Annotated in this window: 27 protein-coding genes; all 27 read left to right on the forward strand. The window is 41.2% G+C overall.

The window, feature by feature from the left end:
* The first annotated feature begins 189 nt into the window (after positions 1 to 189).
* The 27 genes from M1F55_RS00530 to rplO all read left to right on the forward strand — a co-directional run bounded on the left by M1F55_RS00530 (position 190) and on the right by rplO (position 16083).
* A complete protein-coding gene (locus M1F55_RS00530; RefSeq protein WP_247947065.1) occupies positions 190 to 1740 on the forward strand; it encodes a damage-inducible protein CinA in 1551 nt (516 codons plus the stop codon).
* Between the two features lie 119 nt (positions 1741 to 1859).
* Complete coding sequence (gene nrdD / locus M1F55_RS00535) at positions 1860 to 4067, forward strand: anaerobic ribonucleoside-triphosphate reductase (RefSeq protein WP_247947066.1); 2208 nt, start codon at positions 1860 to 1862, stop codon at positions 4065 to 4067.
* A gap of 11 nt (positions 4068 to 4078) precedes the next feature.
* Positions 4079 to 4219 carry a hypothetical protein gene (locus M1F55_RS00540; protein ID WP_000521621.1) on the forward strand — a complete coding sequence of 47 codons (141 nt, stop codon included), beginning with the start codon at positions 4079 to 4081 and terminating at the stop codon, positions 4217 to 4219.
* Positions 4220 to 4262: 43 nt separating this feature from the next.
* On the forward strand, positions 4263 to 4769 hold the full coding sequence (locus tag M1F55_RS00545; protein WP_247947067.1) for a GNAT family N-acetyltransferase: 507 nt from the start codon (positions 4263 to 4265) through the stop codon (positions 4767 to 4769).
* Entirely contained in the window at positions 4762 to 5352 is a 591-nt protein-coding gene (nrdG, locus tag M1F55_RS00550) for an anaerobic ribonucleoside-triphosphate reductase activating protein (RefSeq protein ID WP_247947068.1), read from the forward strand. Before M1F55_RS00545 ends, nrdG begins: the two co-directional genes overlap by 8 nt.
* Positions 5349 to 5990, forward strand: coding sequence for a uridine kinase family protein (locus tag M1F55_RS00555; protein WP_247947069.1), 642 nt, complete (start codon positions 5349 to 5351; stop codon positions 5988 to 5990). The genes nrdG and M1F55_RS00555 overlap by 4 nt, the downstream gene beginning before the upstream one ends.
* A gap of 231 nt (positions 5991 to 6221) precedes the next feature.
* Complete coding sequence (gene rpsJ, locus M1F55_RS00560; protein ID WP_001284513.1) at positions 6222 to 6530, forward strand: 30S ribosomal protein S10; 309 nt, start codon at positions 6222 to 6224, stop codon at positions 6528 to 6530.
* An 82-nt stretch (positions 6531 to 6612) separates the two neighbouring features.
* Positions 6613 to 7239: a 50S ribosomal protein L3 gene (rplC, locus tag M1F55_RS00565; protein ID WP_000160197.1), complete on the forward strand. Its 627-nt coding sequence runs from the start codon at positions 6613 to 6615 to the stop codon at positions 7237 to 7239.
* 24 nt (positions 7240 to 7263) lie between these two features.
* Positions 7264 to 7887 (forward strand): 50S ribosomal protein L4, encoded by a 624-nt coding sequence (rplD, locus tag M1F55_RS00570; protein WP_000024537.1) that lies wholly within the window; start codon positions 7264 to 7266, stop codon positions 7885 to 7887.
* Positions 7887 to 8183 (forward strand): 50S ribosomal protein L23, encoded by a 297-nt coding sequence (locus M1F55_RS00575; RefSeq protein WP_001055347.1) that lies wholly within the window; start codon positions 7887 to 7889, stop codon positions 8181 to 8183. The genes rplD and M1F55_RS00575 overlap by 1 nt, the downstream gene beginning before the upstream one ends.
* A 17-nt stretch (positions 8184 to 8200) precedes the next feature.
* Complete coding sequence (gene rplB, locus M1F55_RS00580; RefSeq protein WP_000512911.1) at positions 8201 to 9034, forward strand: 50S ribosomal protein L2; 834 nt, start codon at positions 8201 to 8203, stop codon at positions 9032 to 9034.
* 103 nt (positions 9035 to 9137) lie between these two features.
* Entirely contained in the window at positions 9138 to 9419 is a 282-nt protein-coding gene (gene rpsS / locus M1F55_RS00585) for a 30S ribosomal protein S19 (RefSeq protein ID WP_000533766.1), read from the forward strand.
* A gap of 11 nt (positions 9420 to 9430) precedes the next feature.
* Positions 9431 to 9775 (forward strand): 50S ribosomal protein L22, encoded by a 345-nt coding sequence (gene rplV, locus M1F55_RS00590; protein ID WP_000818137.1) that lies wholly within the window; start codon positions 9431 to 9433, stop codon positions 9773 to 9775.
* Positions 9776 to 9787: 12 nt separating this feature from the next.
* The gene (rpsC, locus tag M1F55_RS00595) at positions 9788 to 10441 is read left to right on the forward strand and encodes a 30S ribosomal protein S3 (RefSeq protein WP_000529936.1); all 654 of its coding nucleotides are present in this window, start codon (positions 9788 to 9790) and stop codon (positions 10439 to 10441) included.
* A gap of 3 nt (positions 10442 to 10444) precedes the next feature.
* Positions 10445 to 10858, forward strand: coding sequence for a 50S ribosomal protein L16 (gene rplP / locus M1F55_RS00600; RefSeq protein WP_000960946.1), 414 nt, complete (start codon positions 10445 to 10447; stop codon positions 10856 to 10858).
* Between the two features lie 9 nt (positions 10859 to 10867).
* On the forward strand, positions 10868 to 11074 hold the full coding sequence (gene rpmC, locus M1F55_RS00605; protein ID WP_000772918.1) for a 50S ribosomal protein L29: 207 nt from the start codon (positions 10868 to 10870) through the stop codon (positions 11072 to 11074).
* A gap of 24 nt (positions 11075 to 11098) precedes the next feature.
* A complete protein-coding gene (gene rpsQ / locus M1F55_RS00610; protein ID WP_000440801.1) occupies positions 11099 to 11359 on the forward strand; it encodes a 30S ribosomal protein S17 in 261 nt (86 codons plus the stop codon).
* 25 nt (positions 11360 to 11384) lie between these two features.
* Entirely contained in the window at positions 11385 to 11753 is a 369-nt protein-coding gene (gene rplN / locus M1F55_RS00615) for a 50S ribosomal protein L14 (protein ID WP_000616545.1), read from the forward strand.
* A 77-nt stretch (positions 11754 to 11830) separates the two neighbouring features.
* A complete protein-coding gene (gene rplX / locus M1F55_RS00620) occupies positions 11831 to 12136 on the forward strand; it encodes a 50S ribosomal protein L24 (protein WP_000497691.1) in 306 nt (101 codons plus the stop codon).
* A 23-nt stretch (positions 12137 to 12159) separates the two neighbouring features.
* Complete coding sequence (rplE, locus tag M1F55_RS00625) at positions 12160 to 12702, forward strand: 50S ribosomal protein L5 (RefSeq protein WP_000013542.1); 543 nt, start codon at positions 12160 to 12162, stop codon at positions 12700 to 12702.
* A 17-nt stretch (positions 12703 to 12719) separates the two neighbouring features.
* On the forward strand, positions 12720 to 12905 hold the full coding sequence (locus M1F55_RS00630; RefSeq protein ID WP_001085697.1) for a type Z 30S ribosomal protein S14: 186 nt from the start codon (positions 12720 to 12722) through the stop codon (positions 12903 to 12905).
* 284 nt (positions 12906 to 13189) lie between these two features.
* A complete protein-coding gene (gene rpsH / locus M1F55_RS00635; protein ID WP_000245504.1) occupies positions 13190 to 13588 on the forward strand; it encodes a 30S ribosomal protein S8 in 399 nt (132 codons plus the stop codon).
* A gap of 225 nt (positions 13589 to 13813) precedes the next feature.
* Complete coding sequence (gene rplF / locus M1F55_RS00640; RefSeq protein WP_000086640.1) at positions 13814 to 14350, forward strand: 50S ribosomal protein L6; 537 nt, start codon at positions 13814 to 13816, stop codon at positions 14348 to 14350.
* An 83-nt stretch (positions 14351 to 14433) separates the two neighbouring features.
* Positions 14434 to 14790, forward strand: coding sequence for a 50S ribosomal protein L18 (gene rplR, locus M1F55_RS00645; RefSeq protein ID WP_000624044.1), 357 nt, complete (start codon positions 14434 to 14436; stop codon positions 14788 to 14790).
* Between the two features lie 17 nt (positions 14791 to 14807).
* On the forward strand, positions 14808 to 15302 hold the full coding sequence (gene rpsE, locus M1F55_RS00650; RefSeq protein WP_000874202.1) for a 30S ribosomal protein S5: 495 nt from the start codon (positions 14808 to 14810) through the stop codon (positions 15300 to 15302).
* 13 nt (positions 15303 to 15315) lie between these two features.
* Positions 15316 to 15498 carry a 50S ribosomal protein L30 gene (gene rpmD / locus M1F55_RS00655; protein WP_000057241.1) on the forward strand — a complete coding sequence of 61 codons (183 nt, stop codon included), beginning with the start codon at positions 15316 to 15318 and terminating at the stop codon, positions 15496 to 15498.
* A gap of 144 nt (positions 15499 to 15642) precedes the next feature.
* On the forward strand, positions 15643 to 16083 hold the full coding sequence (gene rplO / locus M1F55_RS00660; protein WP_045605115.1) for a 50S ribosomal protein L15: 441 nt from the start codon (positions 15643 to 15645) through the stop codon (positions 16081 to 16083).
* Positions 16084 to 16089: the final 6 nt, after the last annotated feature.

Below are 16089 nucleotides of genomic sequence, written 5' to 3' on the forward strand. Positions count from 1 at the left end.
GGGGGAATGATGCTGACTCAGAAAGAAATAAACTATATCCTGATATTTAAACAGACGCATTTACACCGATTCCGGGAAATTGAAACTTTTGTGAAACTATGCAAAAAATCACTCAAACACCCATCGCAAGCTGACAATTTTAGGTCTTTTTGATATACTAAGACAGATAAATTGAATAGGAGAAACGACATGGCTGTATATGGCAGAATCGAAGAAGTATCCGAAACGATACAGAGTAATGAAATTGAAAATAGACTGGATAGGAATCTTGAATCTCATGTAGAAAAAGAAGAACAGGTAGCTTTCCCGTTTTTCAGACTCATCATTGGAAGTACGATTGCAACGGTTTTTTCTGTGGTGATACCTTTACTTTTAGATATGATAAGTCCCTCTCAGGCTCAGGATTTGTATATAGGGTGGGCTTTACATCAGGGAGGACAGCTCTACAGTAGCTATTATGCTAGTCACGGTCTTATTTATTACTTGCTACTTTACATCACCCAAGGAGGCATCCTTTTTGCCTTGGTAGAATGGCTAGCCCTCTTAGGAGGAGGTTATTTCCTCTTTTCTTCGACAGAGTATTTGACGGGACAAAGGGAACAAGCCAAACAACTCCTAACCATATTTTATATTTTGGTATCTGGTCTCGGTTTTGGAGGAGGCTATGCTACGATTTTAGCTCTGCCATTCCTGTTTGCAGGATTTTCATTCATAGCATCTTATCTATCAAATCCTAACCATGACAAGGGATTTTTACGTCTGGGGATCTTTTTGGGTCTATCATTTTTCATAGAGCCTCTTACAAGTCTTCTCTTTACTGCAGTAGTAACGATTGGTTTATTTGTCTTTAATGTTGGGCATGGCCGCCTTGCTCATGGAGTTTATCAGTTTTTTGCAGCAGCACTTGGCTTTTCTCTCATCTTTTACCCAGTAGGATATTATGTTCTTGCTTCAGGTGGTTTTGGAGAGGCTCTAGGGAGTCTTTTATATCCGATTGATTCCCTTCAGGTCTTGAATCCTCAACTAATGGATAATGTTGTATTCTATGGTTTGTTGACCTTTGGTTTAGGAGCTCTCTTCCTTGTTTTTCTAGGATTGTTCCAATCAAAGGCATCAAGATTATATGTTATTTCAGTACCAGCTAGTTTTACTTTCTTATTTGTATTAGCCTTGTTGCTTTTTTCTCAAGAACCTCTTCACGGTTCGCGTTTGATTCTAATCCTTCCATTTTTACTCCTTCTTTTGATGACCAGTATTCGTGGGAAACATTCAGCTAGAGGAGCTCGTCGTCGGAGAAGAGAGGAAGTTCCTACTCTATGGAAAAAATTCATGAAAGGGAATCTCTACTTACCGATCCTAGTGGTGGTTTATCTGATTGCAATTCCTTTTGTAGCTCGTTTTGTCTTGCATCCAGCTTCTTATAGAGAACAACATCAAGTGGTAGATAGAGTCAAACAAGAGACGAGTGATGGTGACCAAATCTATATTTGGGATTCACATGTTCAGATGTATAAAGAAAGCCAGCGTTTGGCTGGATCCATGTTCCCATCACCTCTTCTTTACACGAGTACAGAAGAGAATAAAACTAGTTTAATCAATGACTTGAAAGAAAACCAACCTAAGGTGATTGTGGTGAATGATAAGGTAGCAGTCTGGTCTGAAGTGGAAACAATTTTGAAAGAAAATTACCAACAAGTAAAGACTGATTACTCAGAGTTTAAAGTCTATAAAATTAAATAACAAAATCAATATCTTGTGTATTTTTAAAAATTTTAGGATTTTTAACACAAGATATTGATTTTTCTTTTTAGAGTGGTATAATACTTTTTAGAAAGAACATTTTAGAAAAGAGCATGCATATGATTGCACTAGAAGAAAAAATTACAATTTTGCCAACTCTCTTCGTTGAAAAACGAGATGGGAGACGTGTTGTATTTGATGTGGACAAGATTGACAAGGCTCTCCACAAGGCGGCTGACAAGGTTATGGATGTGACACCCCTGGTCGAAAAACGCCTCAATGCTCTGACCGAGCGAATTGTCACAGAAATTCATAGTCGCTTTCCACAGGGGGTTAAGATTTACGAAATTCAAAATATCGTAGAACATGAACTCCTTGAAGCCAAAGAATATGCGCTAGCTGAGGAGTATATTACTTATCGGACACAAAGGGATTTTGAGCGTTCAAAAGCGACAGATATCAACTTTAGCATCCATAAACTTCTCAACAAAGACCAGGCCGTTGTCAATGAAAATGCTAATAAAGACAGCGATGTCTTTAACACCCAGCGTGATTTGACGGCGGGGATTGTTGGGAAATCAATCGGACTGCAAATGCTCCCTAAGCACGTAGCCAATGCCCACCAAAAGGGGGATATCCACTATCATGATTTGGATTATAGCCCCTACACACCTATGACTAACTGCTGTTTGATTGATTTTAAAGGTATGTTGGAGAATGGCTTTAAGATTGGAAATGCAGAGGTAGAAAGTCCCAAGTCTATCCAGACTGCGACAGCTCAGATTTCTCAAATTATCGCCAACGTTGCTTCTAGCCAGTACGGTGGCTGTTCAGCTGACCGTATCGATGAAGTTTTGGCGCCTTATGCAGAGAAGAATTACCAAAAACACCTCAAAGATGCGGAAGAGTGGGTCTTACCTGAAAAACGGGAAGATTACGCTTGGAAGAAAACGCAAAAGGACATCTATGATGCCATGCAATCTCTTGAGTATGAAATCAACACCCTCTTCACTTCAAATGGACAAACACCTTTCACTTCGCTAGGTTTTGGTCTAGGAACCAATCGTTTTGAGCGTGAAATTCAAAAAGCTATCTTAAACATTCGCATTAAGGGCCTCGGTTCAGAACATCGTACGGCTATCTTTCCTAAACTTATTTTCACGCTTAAAAGAGGACTCAACTTAGAGGAAGGGACACCCAACTACGACATCAAGCAGTTGGCTCTAGAGTGCGCAACCAAACGGATGTACCCAGATGTTTTGTCCTATGATAAGATTGTTGAGTTGACAGGTTCTTTCAAAGTTCCTATGGGCTGTCGTTCTTTCCTTCAAGGATGGAAAGACGAGAATGGCATAGAAGTCAATTCAGGTCGCATGAATCTGGGTGTTGTGACGGTTAACCTGCCTCGCATCGCCCTCGAGTCTGAGGGAGACATGAATAAGTTCTGGGAAATCTTCAACGAGCGGATGAATATCGCTGAAGATGCTCTTGTTTATCGTGTCGAACGCACTAAAGAGGCGACACCAGCGAATGCTCCTATCCTCTATCAGTACGGTGCTTTTGGCCATCGTCTAGGTAAAGAAGAAAGTGTTGACCAGCTCTTTAAGAATCGTCGCGCAACCGTTTCGCTGGGCTATATCGGCTTGTATGAAGTAGCGACAGTTTTCTTTGGTAACAGCTGGGAAAGTAATCCAAATGCTAAGGAATTCACGCTGGATATCATTCGCGATATGAAACGCCGTGTAGAAGAGTGGTCTGACCAATATGGCTACCATTTCTCTATCTACTCAACACCATCTGAAAGTTTGACAGACCGTTTTTGTCGACTAGATACAGACAAGTTTGGTTCTATTCCTGATATTACAGATAAGGAATACTACACCAATTCTTTCCACTACGATGTTCGTAAAAATCCAACACCGTTTGAAAAATTGGACTTTGAAAAAATCTATCCAGAAGCAGGTGCGTCAGGTGGTTTCATCCATTACTGTGAGTATCCAGTCCTCCAGCAAAATCCTAAAGCCTTGGAAGCTGTCTGGGATTATGCTTATGACCGTGTGGGCTATCTTGGGACCAATACTCCAATAGACCGTTGCTACAAGTGTGATTTTGAAGGAGATTTTGAACCAACTGAGAGAGGATTTGCTTGTCCAAACTGTGGGAATAGCGACCCTAAAACAGTAGATGTGGTCAAACGAACTTGTGGCTATTTAGGCAATCCTCAAGCGAGACCTATGGTCAATGGGCGTCACAAGGAAATCGCAGCGCGTGTCAAACATATGAATGGTTCAACGATTAAAATAGCTGGGCATCAAGTAACAAATTAGAAAGAAATGAAATGGGAAAATATCAATTAGACGATAAGGGCCGTGCACAAGTGACCCGTTATCACGAGAAACACTCTAAAGGTGGAGCTGGTAAAAAAGAACGTTTGCTTAGCCTCAGAGAACAATTTTTAAACAAGAATAAGAAAAAATAAAAGTGAGAGTCAGCTCTCGCTTTTCTCTTAGTGGGAGGTAAGGATGAAATTACGCAGACCAAGATTAGCAGATAAAGAAACAGTTTTAGAGATGATGGCAGAGTTTGAAAAATATCAGTCGCCTCACGACGGTGGTTTCTGGGATGCAGAGAACTTTGTGTATGAAGAGTGGTTGGAAAGTAATCAGAATCAAGAAATGGGGATTGACCTGCCTGAAGGATGGGTTCCTGCAATTCAGTTAGTAGCTTTTTCTGAGAAAGGTCAAGCAGTTGGATTTCTTAATCTCCGATTGCGCCTCAGTAACTTTCTACTAGAAGCAGGTGGTCATATCGGCTACTCCATCCGTCCTTCTAAAAGAGGCAAAGGCTATGCGAAAGAAACTCTCCGTCAGGGCTTGCAAGTTGCTAAGGAAAAGAATATTAAGAAAGCTCTTGTAACCTGTAGCGTGAATAATCCTGCCAGCAGAGCAGTCATTCTAGCAAATGGAGGAATTCTTGAAGATGTTCGTAATGGAGTCGAGCGTTATTGGATAGAGGTAGTGAATGAATAATCCAAAACCACAAGAATGGAAAAGCGAGGAACTCAGTCAAGGTCGGATTATTGATTACAAGGCCTTTAACTTTGTAGATGGAGAGGGTGTGCGCAACTCTCTCTATGTATCAGGCTGCATGTTTCACTGCGAGGGTTGTTATAATGTAGCGACCTGGTCTTTCAATGCAGGCATTCCCTATACGGCAGAGTTAGAAGAGCAGATTATGGCAGACCTTGCCCAACCCTATGTTCAAGGCTTGACTTTGCTAGGAGGGGAGCCTTTTCTAAACACGGGCATTCTTTTGCCGCTCGTTAAGCGCATTCGAAAGGAATTGCCAAATAAGGATATCTGGTCATGGACCGGCTATACATGGGAAGAAATGATGTTGGAAACTCCAGATAAACTGGAACTCTTATCATTGATTGACATTCTTGTAGATGGACGGTATGATCGAACTAAACGAAATCTCATGCTTCAGTTCCGAGGTTCGTCCAATCAACGAATTATCGATGTGCAAAAATCCCTCCAAAGTGGGCAAGTAGTGATTTGGGACAAACTCAATGACGGAAAAGAAAGCTATGAACAGGTGAAGAGAGGATGAAGAAAAACGACTTAATAGACCAACTAATCTCAGAGATCGAAACGGGGAAAGTCAGGACACTGGGAATATACGGCCATGGAGCTTCAGGTAAATCAACCTTTGCACAGGAATTGTACCAAGCCTTAGATTCTACTACAGTAAATTTGCTAGAGACAGATCCTTATATCACCTCAGGCCGTAATATGGTAGTACCAAAGGACGCGCCAAATCAAAAGTTGACAGCCTGTTTGCCAGTGGCGCATGAACTGGCGAGTTTGCAGAGAGATATCCTCGCCTTACAGGCGGGTATGGATCTTTTAACAATTGAAGAACCTTGGAAGGCTAGCGAGGTCTTGTATGGAGCAAAACCAATTCTGATAGTCGAAGGGATGTCTGTGGGCTTTCTACCCAAGGGACTCTTTGATAAAACCATTTGTTTCTACACAGATGAGGAGACTGAATTAAAGAGGCGTCTAGCTCGAGATACGACTGTAAGAAATAGCGATGCATCCTTTATATTAGCTAGTCATCAGATGAGACGAGAGCAGTATTTGAGATACTATAAAGAAACTGAGTCTAAAGCGGATATATTAGTGGACCAATCAGAAGATAAATTTGATGTCAAGAGAACTCAACTTATTATAGAAGAAAATCCTTAATTTTAGAAAGAAAAAATAGGAAAACAGTTTCATCGTAAAAAAAACGAAAAAACAGCAACAAATCCCTTGCAATCGCAGGAGCTTTGTGTTATTCTATTATGGTGCTGTAAATTACAGCTTTAGCTTTGATGCAAGAGGTTGCGACACGCTCGGTTGCATTGCCACGCAACACCGCGTCGGTTTTCTTGTGGAGCTAGCCTATTATCTTAAATAGACGAAAAGGAGAAAAAGATGGCAAACAAAAAAATCCGTATCCGTTTGAAAGCTTACGAACACCGTACGCTTGACACAGCGGCTGCAAAAATCGTAGAATCAGCTACTCGTACAGGTGCACAAGTTGCGGGTCCAATCCCACTTCCAACTGAACGTAGCCTCTACACAATCATTCGTGCGACTCACAAATACAAAGACTCTCGCGAACAATTTGAAATGCGTACACACAAACGTTTGATCGATATCGTTAACCCAACTCAAAAAACAGTTGATGCTTTGATGAAATTGGATCTTCCAAGTGGTGTAAACGTAGAAATCAAACTTTAATCTAAAGCTTGATACCTTGAGCATAAAAAACGCTCGTTAAAAACTTTTTGAATAAAAAATATAGAAAAGGAACTATTTTCTCATGACAAAAGGAATCTTAGGGAAAAAAGTGGGAATGACTCAAATCTTCACTGAAGCTGGCGAATTGATCCCTGTAACAGTTATTGAAGCAACTCCAAACGTTGTTCTTCAAGTTAAAACTGTTGAAACAGACGGATACAACGCTATCCAAGTTGGTTTCGATGACAAACGCGAAGTATTGAGCAACAAACCTGCTAAAGGACATGTAGCGAAAGCTAACACGGCTCCTAAGCGCTTCATTCGTGAATTCAAAAACGTTGAAGGCTTGGAAGTTGGTGCTGAAATCACAGTTGAAACATTCGCAGCTGGAGACGTTGTTGACGTAACTGGTACTTCTAAAGGTAAAGGTTTCCAAGGTGTTATCAAACGCCACGGACAATCACGTGGACCAATGGCTCACGGTTCTCGTTACCACCGTCGTCCAGGTTCTATGGGACCTGTTGCACCTAACCGTGTATTCAAAGGTAAAAACCTTGCAGGACGTATGGGTGGAGACCGCGTAACAATTCAAAACCTTGAAGTTGTACAAGTTGTTCCAGAAAAGAACGTTATCCTTATCAAAGGTAACGTACCAGGTGCTAAGAAATCTCTTATCACTATCAAATCAGCAGTTAAAGCTGGTAAATAATAAAGAAAGGGGAAATCAGTCACAATGGCAAACGTAACATTATTTGACCAAACTGGTAAAGAAGCTGGCCAAGTTGTTCTTAACGATGCAGTATTTGGTATCGAACCAAATGAATCAGTTGTGTTTGATGTGATCATCAGCCAACGCGCAAGTCTTCGTCAAGGAACACACGCTGTTAAAAACCGCTCTGCAGTATCAGGTGGTGGACGCAAACCATGGCGTCAAAAAGGAACTGGACGTGCTCGTCAAGGTTCTATCCGCTCACCACAATGGCGTGGTGGTGGTGTTGTCTTCGGACCAACTCCACGTTCATACGGCTACAAACTTCCACAAAAAGTTCGTCGCCTAGCTCTTAAATCAGTTTACTCTGAAAAAGTTGCTGAAAACAAATTCGTAGCTGTAGACGCTCTTTCATTTACAGCTCCAAAAACTGCTGAATTTGCAAAAGTTCTTGCAGCATTGAGCATCGATTCTAAAGTTCTTGTTATCCTTGAAGAAGGAAATGAATTCGCAGCTCTTTCAGCTCGTAACCTTCCAAACGTGAAAGTTGCAACTGCTACAACTGCAAGTGTTCTTGACATCGCAAATAGCGACAAACTTCTTGTCACACAAGCAGCTATCTCTAAAATCGAGGAGGTTCTTGCATAATGAATTTGTATGATGTTATCAAAAAACCTGTAATCACTGAAAGCTCAATGGCTCAACTTGAAGCAGGTAAATATGTATTTGAAGTTGACACTCGTGCACACAAACTTTTGATCAAGCAAGCTGTTGAAGCTGCTTTCGAAGGTGTTAAAGTTGCCAATGTTAACACAATCAACGTAAAACCAAAAGCTAAACGTGTTGGACGTTACACTGGTTTTACTAACAAAACTAAAAAAGCTATCATCACACTTACAGCTGATTCTAAAGCAATCGAGTTGTTTGCTGCTGAAGCTGAATAATCTAAGGAGGAAATATCGTGGGAATTCGTGTTTATAAACCAACAACAAACGGTCGCCGTAATATGACTTCTTTGGATTTCGCTGAAATCACAACAAGCACTCCTGAAAAATCATTGCTTGTTGCATTGAAGAGCAAGGCTGGTCGTAACAACAACGGTCGTATCACAGTTCGTCACCAAGGTGGTGGACACAAACGTTTCTACCGTTTGGTTGACTTCAAACGTAACAAAGACAACGTTGAAGCAGTTGTTAAAACAATCGAGTACGATCCAAACCGTTCTGCAAACATCGCTCTTGTACACTACACTGACGGTGTGAAAGCATACATCATCGCTCCAAAAGGTCTTGAAGTAGGTCAACGTATCGTTTCTGGTCCAGAAGCAGATATCAAAGTCGGAAACGCTCTTCCACTTGCTAACATTCCAGTTGGTACTTTGATCCACAACATCGAGTTGAAACCAGGTCGTGGTGGTGAATTGGTACGTGCTGCTGGAGCATCTGCTCAAGTATTGGGTTCTGAAGGTAAATACGTTCTTGTTCGTCTTCAATCAGGTGAAGTTCGTATGATTCTTGGAACTTGCCGTGCTACAGTTGGTGTCGTCGGAAACGAACAACATGGACTTGTAAACCTTGGTAAAGCAGGACGTAGCCGTTGGAAAGGTATCCGCCCAACAGTTCGTGGTTCTGTAATGAACCCTAACGATCACCCACACGGTGGTGGTGAAGGTAAAGCACCAGTTGGTCGTAAAGCACCATCTACTCCATGGGGCAAACCTGCTCTTGGTCTTAAAACTCGTAATAAGAAAGCGAAATCTGACAAACTTATCGTTCGTCGTCGCAACGAGAAATAATATTAAACTAGTCGCTTAAGCAACTAGTAAATCCGCCAGCTCGGTAGCGCTCCTATGGAGCGCAAGCCGCTGTGGTACAACATTTAAAGGAGAAAATATAAAAATGGGACGCAGTCTTAAAAAAGGACCTTTCGTCGATGAGCATTTAATGAAAAAAGTTGAAGCTCAAGCTAACGACGAAAAGAAAAAAGTTATTAAAACTTGGTCACGTCGTTCAACGATCTTCCCAAGTTTCATTGGTTACACTATTGCAGTTTATGACGGACGTAAACACGTACCTGTTTACATCCAAGAAGACATGGTAGGTCACAAACTTGGTGAATTTGCACCAACTCGTACTTACAAAGGTCACGCTGCAGACGACAAGAAAACACGTAGAAAATAAGGAGAACATAAATGGCAGAAATTACTTCAGCTAAAGCAATGGCTCGTACAGTACGTGTTTCACCTCGTAAATCACGTCTTGTTCTTGATAACATCCGTGGTAAAAGCGTAGCCGATGCAATCGCAATCTTGACATTCACTCCAAACAAAGCTGCTGAAATCATCTTGAAAGTTTTGAACTCAGCTGTAGCTAATGCTGAAAACAACTTTGGTTTGGATAAAGCTAACTTGGTAGTATCTGAAGCATTCGCAAACGAAGGACCAACTATGAAACGTTTCCGTCCACGTGCGAAAGGTTCAGCTTCACCAATCAACAAACGTACAGCTCACATCACTGTAGCTGTTGCAGAAAAATAAGGAGGTAAAATCGTGGGTCAAAAAGTACATCCAATTGGTATGCGTGTCGGCATCATCCGTGATTGGGATGCCAAATGGTATGCTGAAAAAGAATACGCGGATTACCTTCATGAAGATCTTGCAATCCGTAAATTCGTTCAAAAAGAACTTGCTGACGCAGCAGTTTCAACTATCGAAATCGAACGCGCAGTAAACAAAGTTAACGTTTCACTTCACACTGCTAAACCAGGTATGGTTATCGGTAAAGGTGGTGCTAACGTTGATGCACTCCGTGCGAAACTTAACAAATTGACTGGAAAACAAGTCCACATCAACATCATCGAAATCAAACAACCTGATTTGGATGCTCACCTTGTAGGTGAAGGAATTGCTCGTCAATTGGAGCAACGTGTTGCTTTCCGTCGTGCACAAAAACAAGCAATCCAACGTGCAATGCGTGCTGGAGCTAAAGGAATTAAGACACAAGTATCAGGTCGTTTGAACGGTGCAGATATTGCCCGTGCTGAAGGATACTCTGAAGGAACTGTTCCACTTCACACACTTCGTGCAGATATCGATTACGCTTGGGAAGAAGCAGATACTACATACGGTAAACTTGGTGTTAAAGTATGGATCTACCGTGGTGAAGTTCTTCCAGCTCGCAAAAACACTAAAGGAGGTAAATAACCAATGTTAGTACCTAAACGTGTTAAACACCGTCGTGAATTCCGTGGAAAAATGCGCGGTGAAGCAAAAGGTGGAAAAGAAGTAGCATTCGGTGAATACGGTCTTCAAGCTACAACTAGCCACTGGATCACTAACCGCCAAATCGAAGCTGCTCGTATCGCCATGACTCGTTACATGAAACGTGGTGGTAAAGTTTGGATTAAAATCTTCCCACACAAATCATACACTGCTAAAGCTATCGGTGTGCGTATGGGATCTGGTAAAGGGGCACCTGAAGGTTGGGTAGCACCAGTTAAACGTGGTAAAGTGATGTTCGAAATCGCTGGTGTATCTGAAGAGATCGCTCGCGAAGCGCTTCGTCTTGCTAGCCACAAACTGCCAGTTAAATGTAAATTCGTAAAACGTGAAGCAGAATAAGGAGAAGGCATGAAACTTAATGAAGTAAAAGAATTTGTTAAAGAACTTCGTGGTCTTTCTCAAGAAGAACTCGCGAAGCGCGAAAACGAATTGAAAAAAGAATTGTTTGAACTTCGTTTCCAAGCTGCTACTGGTCAATTGGAACAAACAGCTCGCTTGAAAGAAGTTAAAAAACAAATCGCTCGTATCAAAACAGTTCAATCTGAAGCGAAATAATAGACTAGGGAAGGAGAAATTTCAATGGAACGCAATAATCGTAAAGTTCTTGTTGGACGTGTTGTATCTGACAAAATGGACAAGACAATCACAGTTGTAGTTGAAACAAAACGTAACCACCCAGTCTATGGTAAACGTATTAACTACTCTAAAAAATACAAAGCTCATGATGAAAACAATGTTGCCAAAGAAGGTGATATCGTACGTATCATGGAAACTCGTCCGCTTTCAGCTACAAAACGTTTCCGTCTTGTAGAAGTTGTTGAAGAAGCGGTCATCATCTAATCAAACCTGAAAGGAGAAAACTGAAATGATTCAAACAGAAACTCGTTTGAAAGTCGCAGACAACAGCGGTGCTCGCGAAATCTTGACTATCAAAGTTCTTGGTGGTTCAGGACGTAAATTTGCAAACATCGGTGATGTTATCGTGGCATCTGTAAAACAAGCTACTCCTGGTGGTGCGGTTAAAAAAGGTGACGTTGTTAAAGCAGTTATCGTTCGTACTAAATCAGGTGCTCGTCGTGCTGATGGTTCATACATCAAATTTGACGAAAACGCAGCAGTTATCATCCGTGAAGACAAAACTCCTCGCGGAACACGTATCTTTGGACCAGTTGCACGTGAATTGCGTGAAGGTGGCTTCATGAAGATCGTGTCACTTGCTCCAGAAGTACTTTAATTTTTAGAAACAAACTAGTCCCCTAGCTTCAAGCTAGGGTGCCCTTATGGGCGTAAGAAAAATCAAGGAGAAACCTAATGTTTGTAAAAAAAGGCGACAAAGTTCGCGTAATCGCTGGTAAAGATAAGGGAACAGAAGCTGTTGTCCTTACTGCCCTTCCAAAAGTAAACAAAGTTATCGTTGAAGGTGTTAACATCGTTAAGAAACACCAACGTCCAACTAACGAGCTTCCTCAAGGTGGGATCATCGAGAAAGAAGCAGCTATCCACGTATCAAACGTTCAAGTTTTGGATAAAAATGGTGTAGCTGGTCGTGTTGGTTACAAATTTGTAGACGGTAAAAAAGTTCGCTACAACAAAAAATCAGGCGAAGTGCTTGATTAATCACGAAGGAAAGGAGAAGTATAATGGCAAATCGTTTAAAAGAAAAATATCTTAATGAAGTAGTTCCTGCTTTGACAGAACAATTCAACTACTCATCAGTGATGGCTGTGCCTAAAGTAGATAAGATCGTTTTGAACATGGGTGTTGGTGAAGCTGTATCAAACGCTAAAAGCCTTGAAAAAGCTGCTGAAGAATTGGCACTTATCTCAGGTCAAAAACCACTTATCACTAAAGCTAAAAAATCAATCGCCGGCTTCCGTCTTCGTGAAGGTGTTGCGATCGGTGCAAAAGTTACCCTTCGTGGTGAACGTATGTACGAATTCTTGGATAAATTGGTTTCAGTTTCACTTCCACGTGTACGTGACTTCCACGGTGTTCCAACAAAATCATTTGACGGACGCGGAAACTACACACTTGGTGTGAAAGAACAATTGATTTTCCCAGAAATCAACTTTGATGACGTTGACAAAACTCGTGGTCTTGACATCGTTATCGTAACAACTGCTAACACTGACGAAGAGTCACGTGCATTGCTTACAGGCCTTGGAATGCCTTTTGCAAAATAATATAGGAGGTAAATCTAATGGCTAAAAAATCAATGATTGCTAAGAACAAACGTCCAGCGAAGTTCTCTACTCAAGCTTATACTCGTTGTGAAAAATGTGGTCGTCCACATTCAGTTTACCGCAAATTTAAACTTTGCCGTGTTTGCTTCCGTGAATTAGCTTACAAAGGACAAATCCCTGGTGTAACAAAAGCATCTTGGTAATTTAAGATATCAAGGGCGTCAAAACTCCAAGTGAAAATAGGAAACTTGACGAAGAAACTGAAGTTTCTAGGAAAGTTTATCTTTTTCACACAGAGTTTAGCCCGGGTTCAGTTGGGCTTGCCAATTTGAACACGAGCTACAGCTTTGGCAAAAAAGACCAATTTTCTTTGGAGCATCGCTCCTGCATCAAATTGCCTATTTTTGCTCTTGCTGTTACGCTCTTTGTATCATGTATTAACTAGCAAGTGCAACTTGCAAACTACTAGTAAGAGGAGAAAAATAAAATGGTTATGACTGACCCAATCGCAGACTTCCTAACTCGTATTCGTAACGCTAACCAAGCTAAACACGAAGTACTTGAAGTACCTGCATCAAACATCAAAAAAGGGATTGCTGAAATCCTTAAACGCGAAGGTTTTGTAAAAAACGTTGAAATCATCGAAGATGACAAACAAGGCATCATCCGTGTATTTCTTAAATACGGACCAAACGGTGAAAAAGTTATCACTAACTTGAAACGTGTTTCTAAACCAGGACTTCGTGTCTACAAAAAACGTGAAGACCTTCCAAAAGTTCTTAACGGACTTGGAATTGCTATCCTTTCAACTTCTGAAGGTTTGCTTACTGATAAAGAAGCACGCCAAAAGAATGTTGGTGGTGAGGTTATCGCTTACGTTTGGTAATTGATGATGTGAGAGCGTTAAAAGAATGCAGTGAAAATAGGAAGTTTGTAGCAGGAGCGATGCTCCAAGACAAACTTATCTTTTTCACCAAATTCTTAGCTCGAACTCAAATCAAGATACAAAGCTCGTTAGAGCGTATTCAGTTCAGCTCTTGAACTAAATAAGTATCTGAACCCCGTGAAAACTGGCCGTCTTGGCCTGACAATTTAACAGGAGAAAATAAACATGTCACGTATTGGTAATAAAGTTATCGTGTTGCCTGCTGGTGTTGAACTCACTAACAATGACAACGTTGTAACTGTAAAAGGACCTAAAGGAGAACTTACTCGTGAGTTCTCAAAAGATATTGAAATCCGTGTGGAAGGTACTGAAGTAACTCTTCACCGTCCAAACGATTCAAAAGAAATGAAAACTATCCACGGAACTACTCGTGCCCTTTTGAACAACATGGTTGTTGGTGTATCTGAAGGATTCAAGAAAGAACTTGAAATGCGCGGGGTTGGTTACCGTGCACAACTTCAAGGATCTAAACTTGTTTTGGCTGTTGGTAAATCTCATCCAGACGAAGTTGAAGCTCCAGAAGGAATTACTTTTGAACTTCCAAACCCAACAACAATCGTTGTTAGCGGGATTTCAAAAGAAGTAGTTGGTCAAACAGCTGCTTACGTACGTAGCCTTCGTTCACCAGAACCATATAAAGGTAAAGGTATCCGTTACGTTGGTGAATTCGTTCGCCGTAAAGAAGGTAAAACAGGTAAATAATGTTGAGTGGTTGATTTTCAACCACCAACCTATTTTCCAACTTTGTGCATAGCACACGATTTAAAACTAAAGAGGTGAAAACTGTGATTTCAAAACCAGATAAAAACAAACTCCGCCAAAAACGCCACCGTCGCGTTCGCGGAAAACTCTCTGGAACTGCTGATCGCCCACGTTTGAACGTATTCCGTTCTAATACAGGCATCTACGCTCAAGTGATTGATGACGTAGCGGGTGTAACGCTCGCAAGTGCTTCAACTCTTGACAAAGAAGTTTCAAAAGGAACTAAAACTGAACAAGCCGTTGCTGTCGGTAAACTCGTTGCAGAACGTGCAAACGCTAAAGGTATTTCAGAAGTGGTGTTCGACCGCGGTGGATATCTATATCACGGACGTGTGAAAGCTTTGGCTGATGCAGCTCGTGAAAACGGATTGAAATTCTAATAGGAGGACACTAGAAAATGGCATTTAAAGACAATGCAGTTGAATTAGAAGAACGCGTAGTTGCTGTCAACCGTGTTACAAAAGTTGTTAAAGGTGGACGTCGTCTTCGTTTCGCAGCTCTTGTTGTTGTTGGTGACCACAATGGTCGCGTAGGATTTGGTACTGGTAAAGCTCAAGAAGTTCCAGAAGCAATCCGTAAAGCAGTAGATGATGCTAAGAAAAACTTGATCGAAGTTCCTATGGTTGGAACAACAATCCCACACGAAGTTCTTTCAGAATTTGGTGGAGCTAAAGTATTGTTGAAACCTGCTGTAGAAGGTTCTGGAGTTGCCGCTGGTGGTGCAGTTCGTGCCGTTGTGGAATTGGCAGGTGTGGCAGATATTACATCTAAATCACTTGGTTCTAATACTCCAATCAACATTGTTCGTGCAACTGTTGAAGGTTTGAAACAATTGAAACGCGCTGAAGAAGTTGCTGCCCTTCGTGGTATTTCAGTTTCTGATTTGGCATAAGAAAGGGGATAAAATGGCTCAAATTAAAATTACTTTGACTAAGTCTCCAATCGGACGCATTCCATCACAACGTAAAACTGTTGTAGCACTTGGACTTGGCAAATTGAACAGCTCTGTTATTAAAGAAGATAACGCTGCTATCCGTGGTATGATCACAGCAGTATCTCACTTGGTAACAGTTGAAGAAGTAAACTAATGAATTTTTAGGGGATGTGCACTATACCATCCCCTAAAACTAGATATAGTCATCTATGATGACGTCGTATAGGCGAGTTGATTGGGGAGACAACCTTTTCTCCCTTATCGGCGCTAGCATTTTACAAAAGAGGAGAAAATAAAAATGAAACTTCATGAATTGAAACCTGCAGAAGGTTCTCGTAAAGTACGTAACCGCGTTGGTCGTGGTACTTCATCAGGTAACGGTAAAACATCTGGTCGTGGTCAAAAAGGTCAAAAAGCTCGTAGCGGTGGCGGAGTTCGCCTTGGTTTTGAAGGTGGACAAACTCCATTGTTCCGTCGTCTTCCAAAACGTGGATTCACTAACATCAACGCTAAAGAATACGCAATTGTGAACCTTGACCAATTGAACGTCTTTGAAGATGGTGCTGAAGTTACTCCAGTTGTTCTTATCGAAGCAGGAATTGTTAAAGCTGAAAAATCAGGTATTAAAATTCTTGGTAACGGTGAGTTGACTAAGAAATTGACTGTGAAAGTAGCTAAATTCTCTAAATCAGCTGAAGAAGCTATCACTGCTAAAGGTGGTTCAGTAGAAGTCATCTAAGAGAGG

Origin of the sequence: Streptococcus mitis (assembly GCF_023109235.1) — a bacterium.
Taxonomy (GTDB): Bacteria; Bacillota; Bacilli; order Lactobacillales; family Streptococcaceae; genus Streptococcus; species Streptococcus mitis_DA.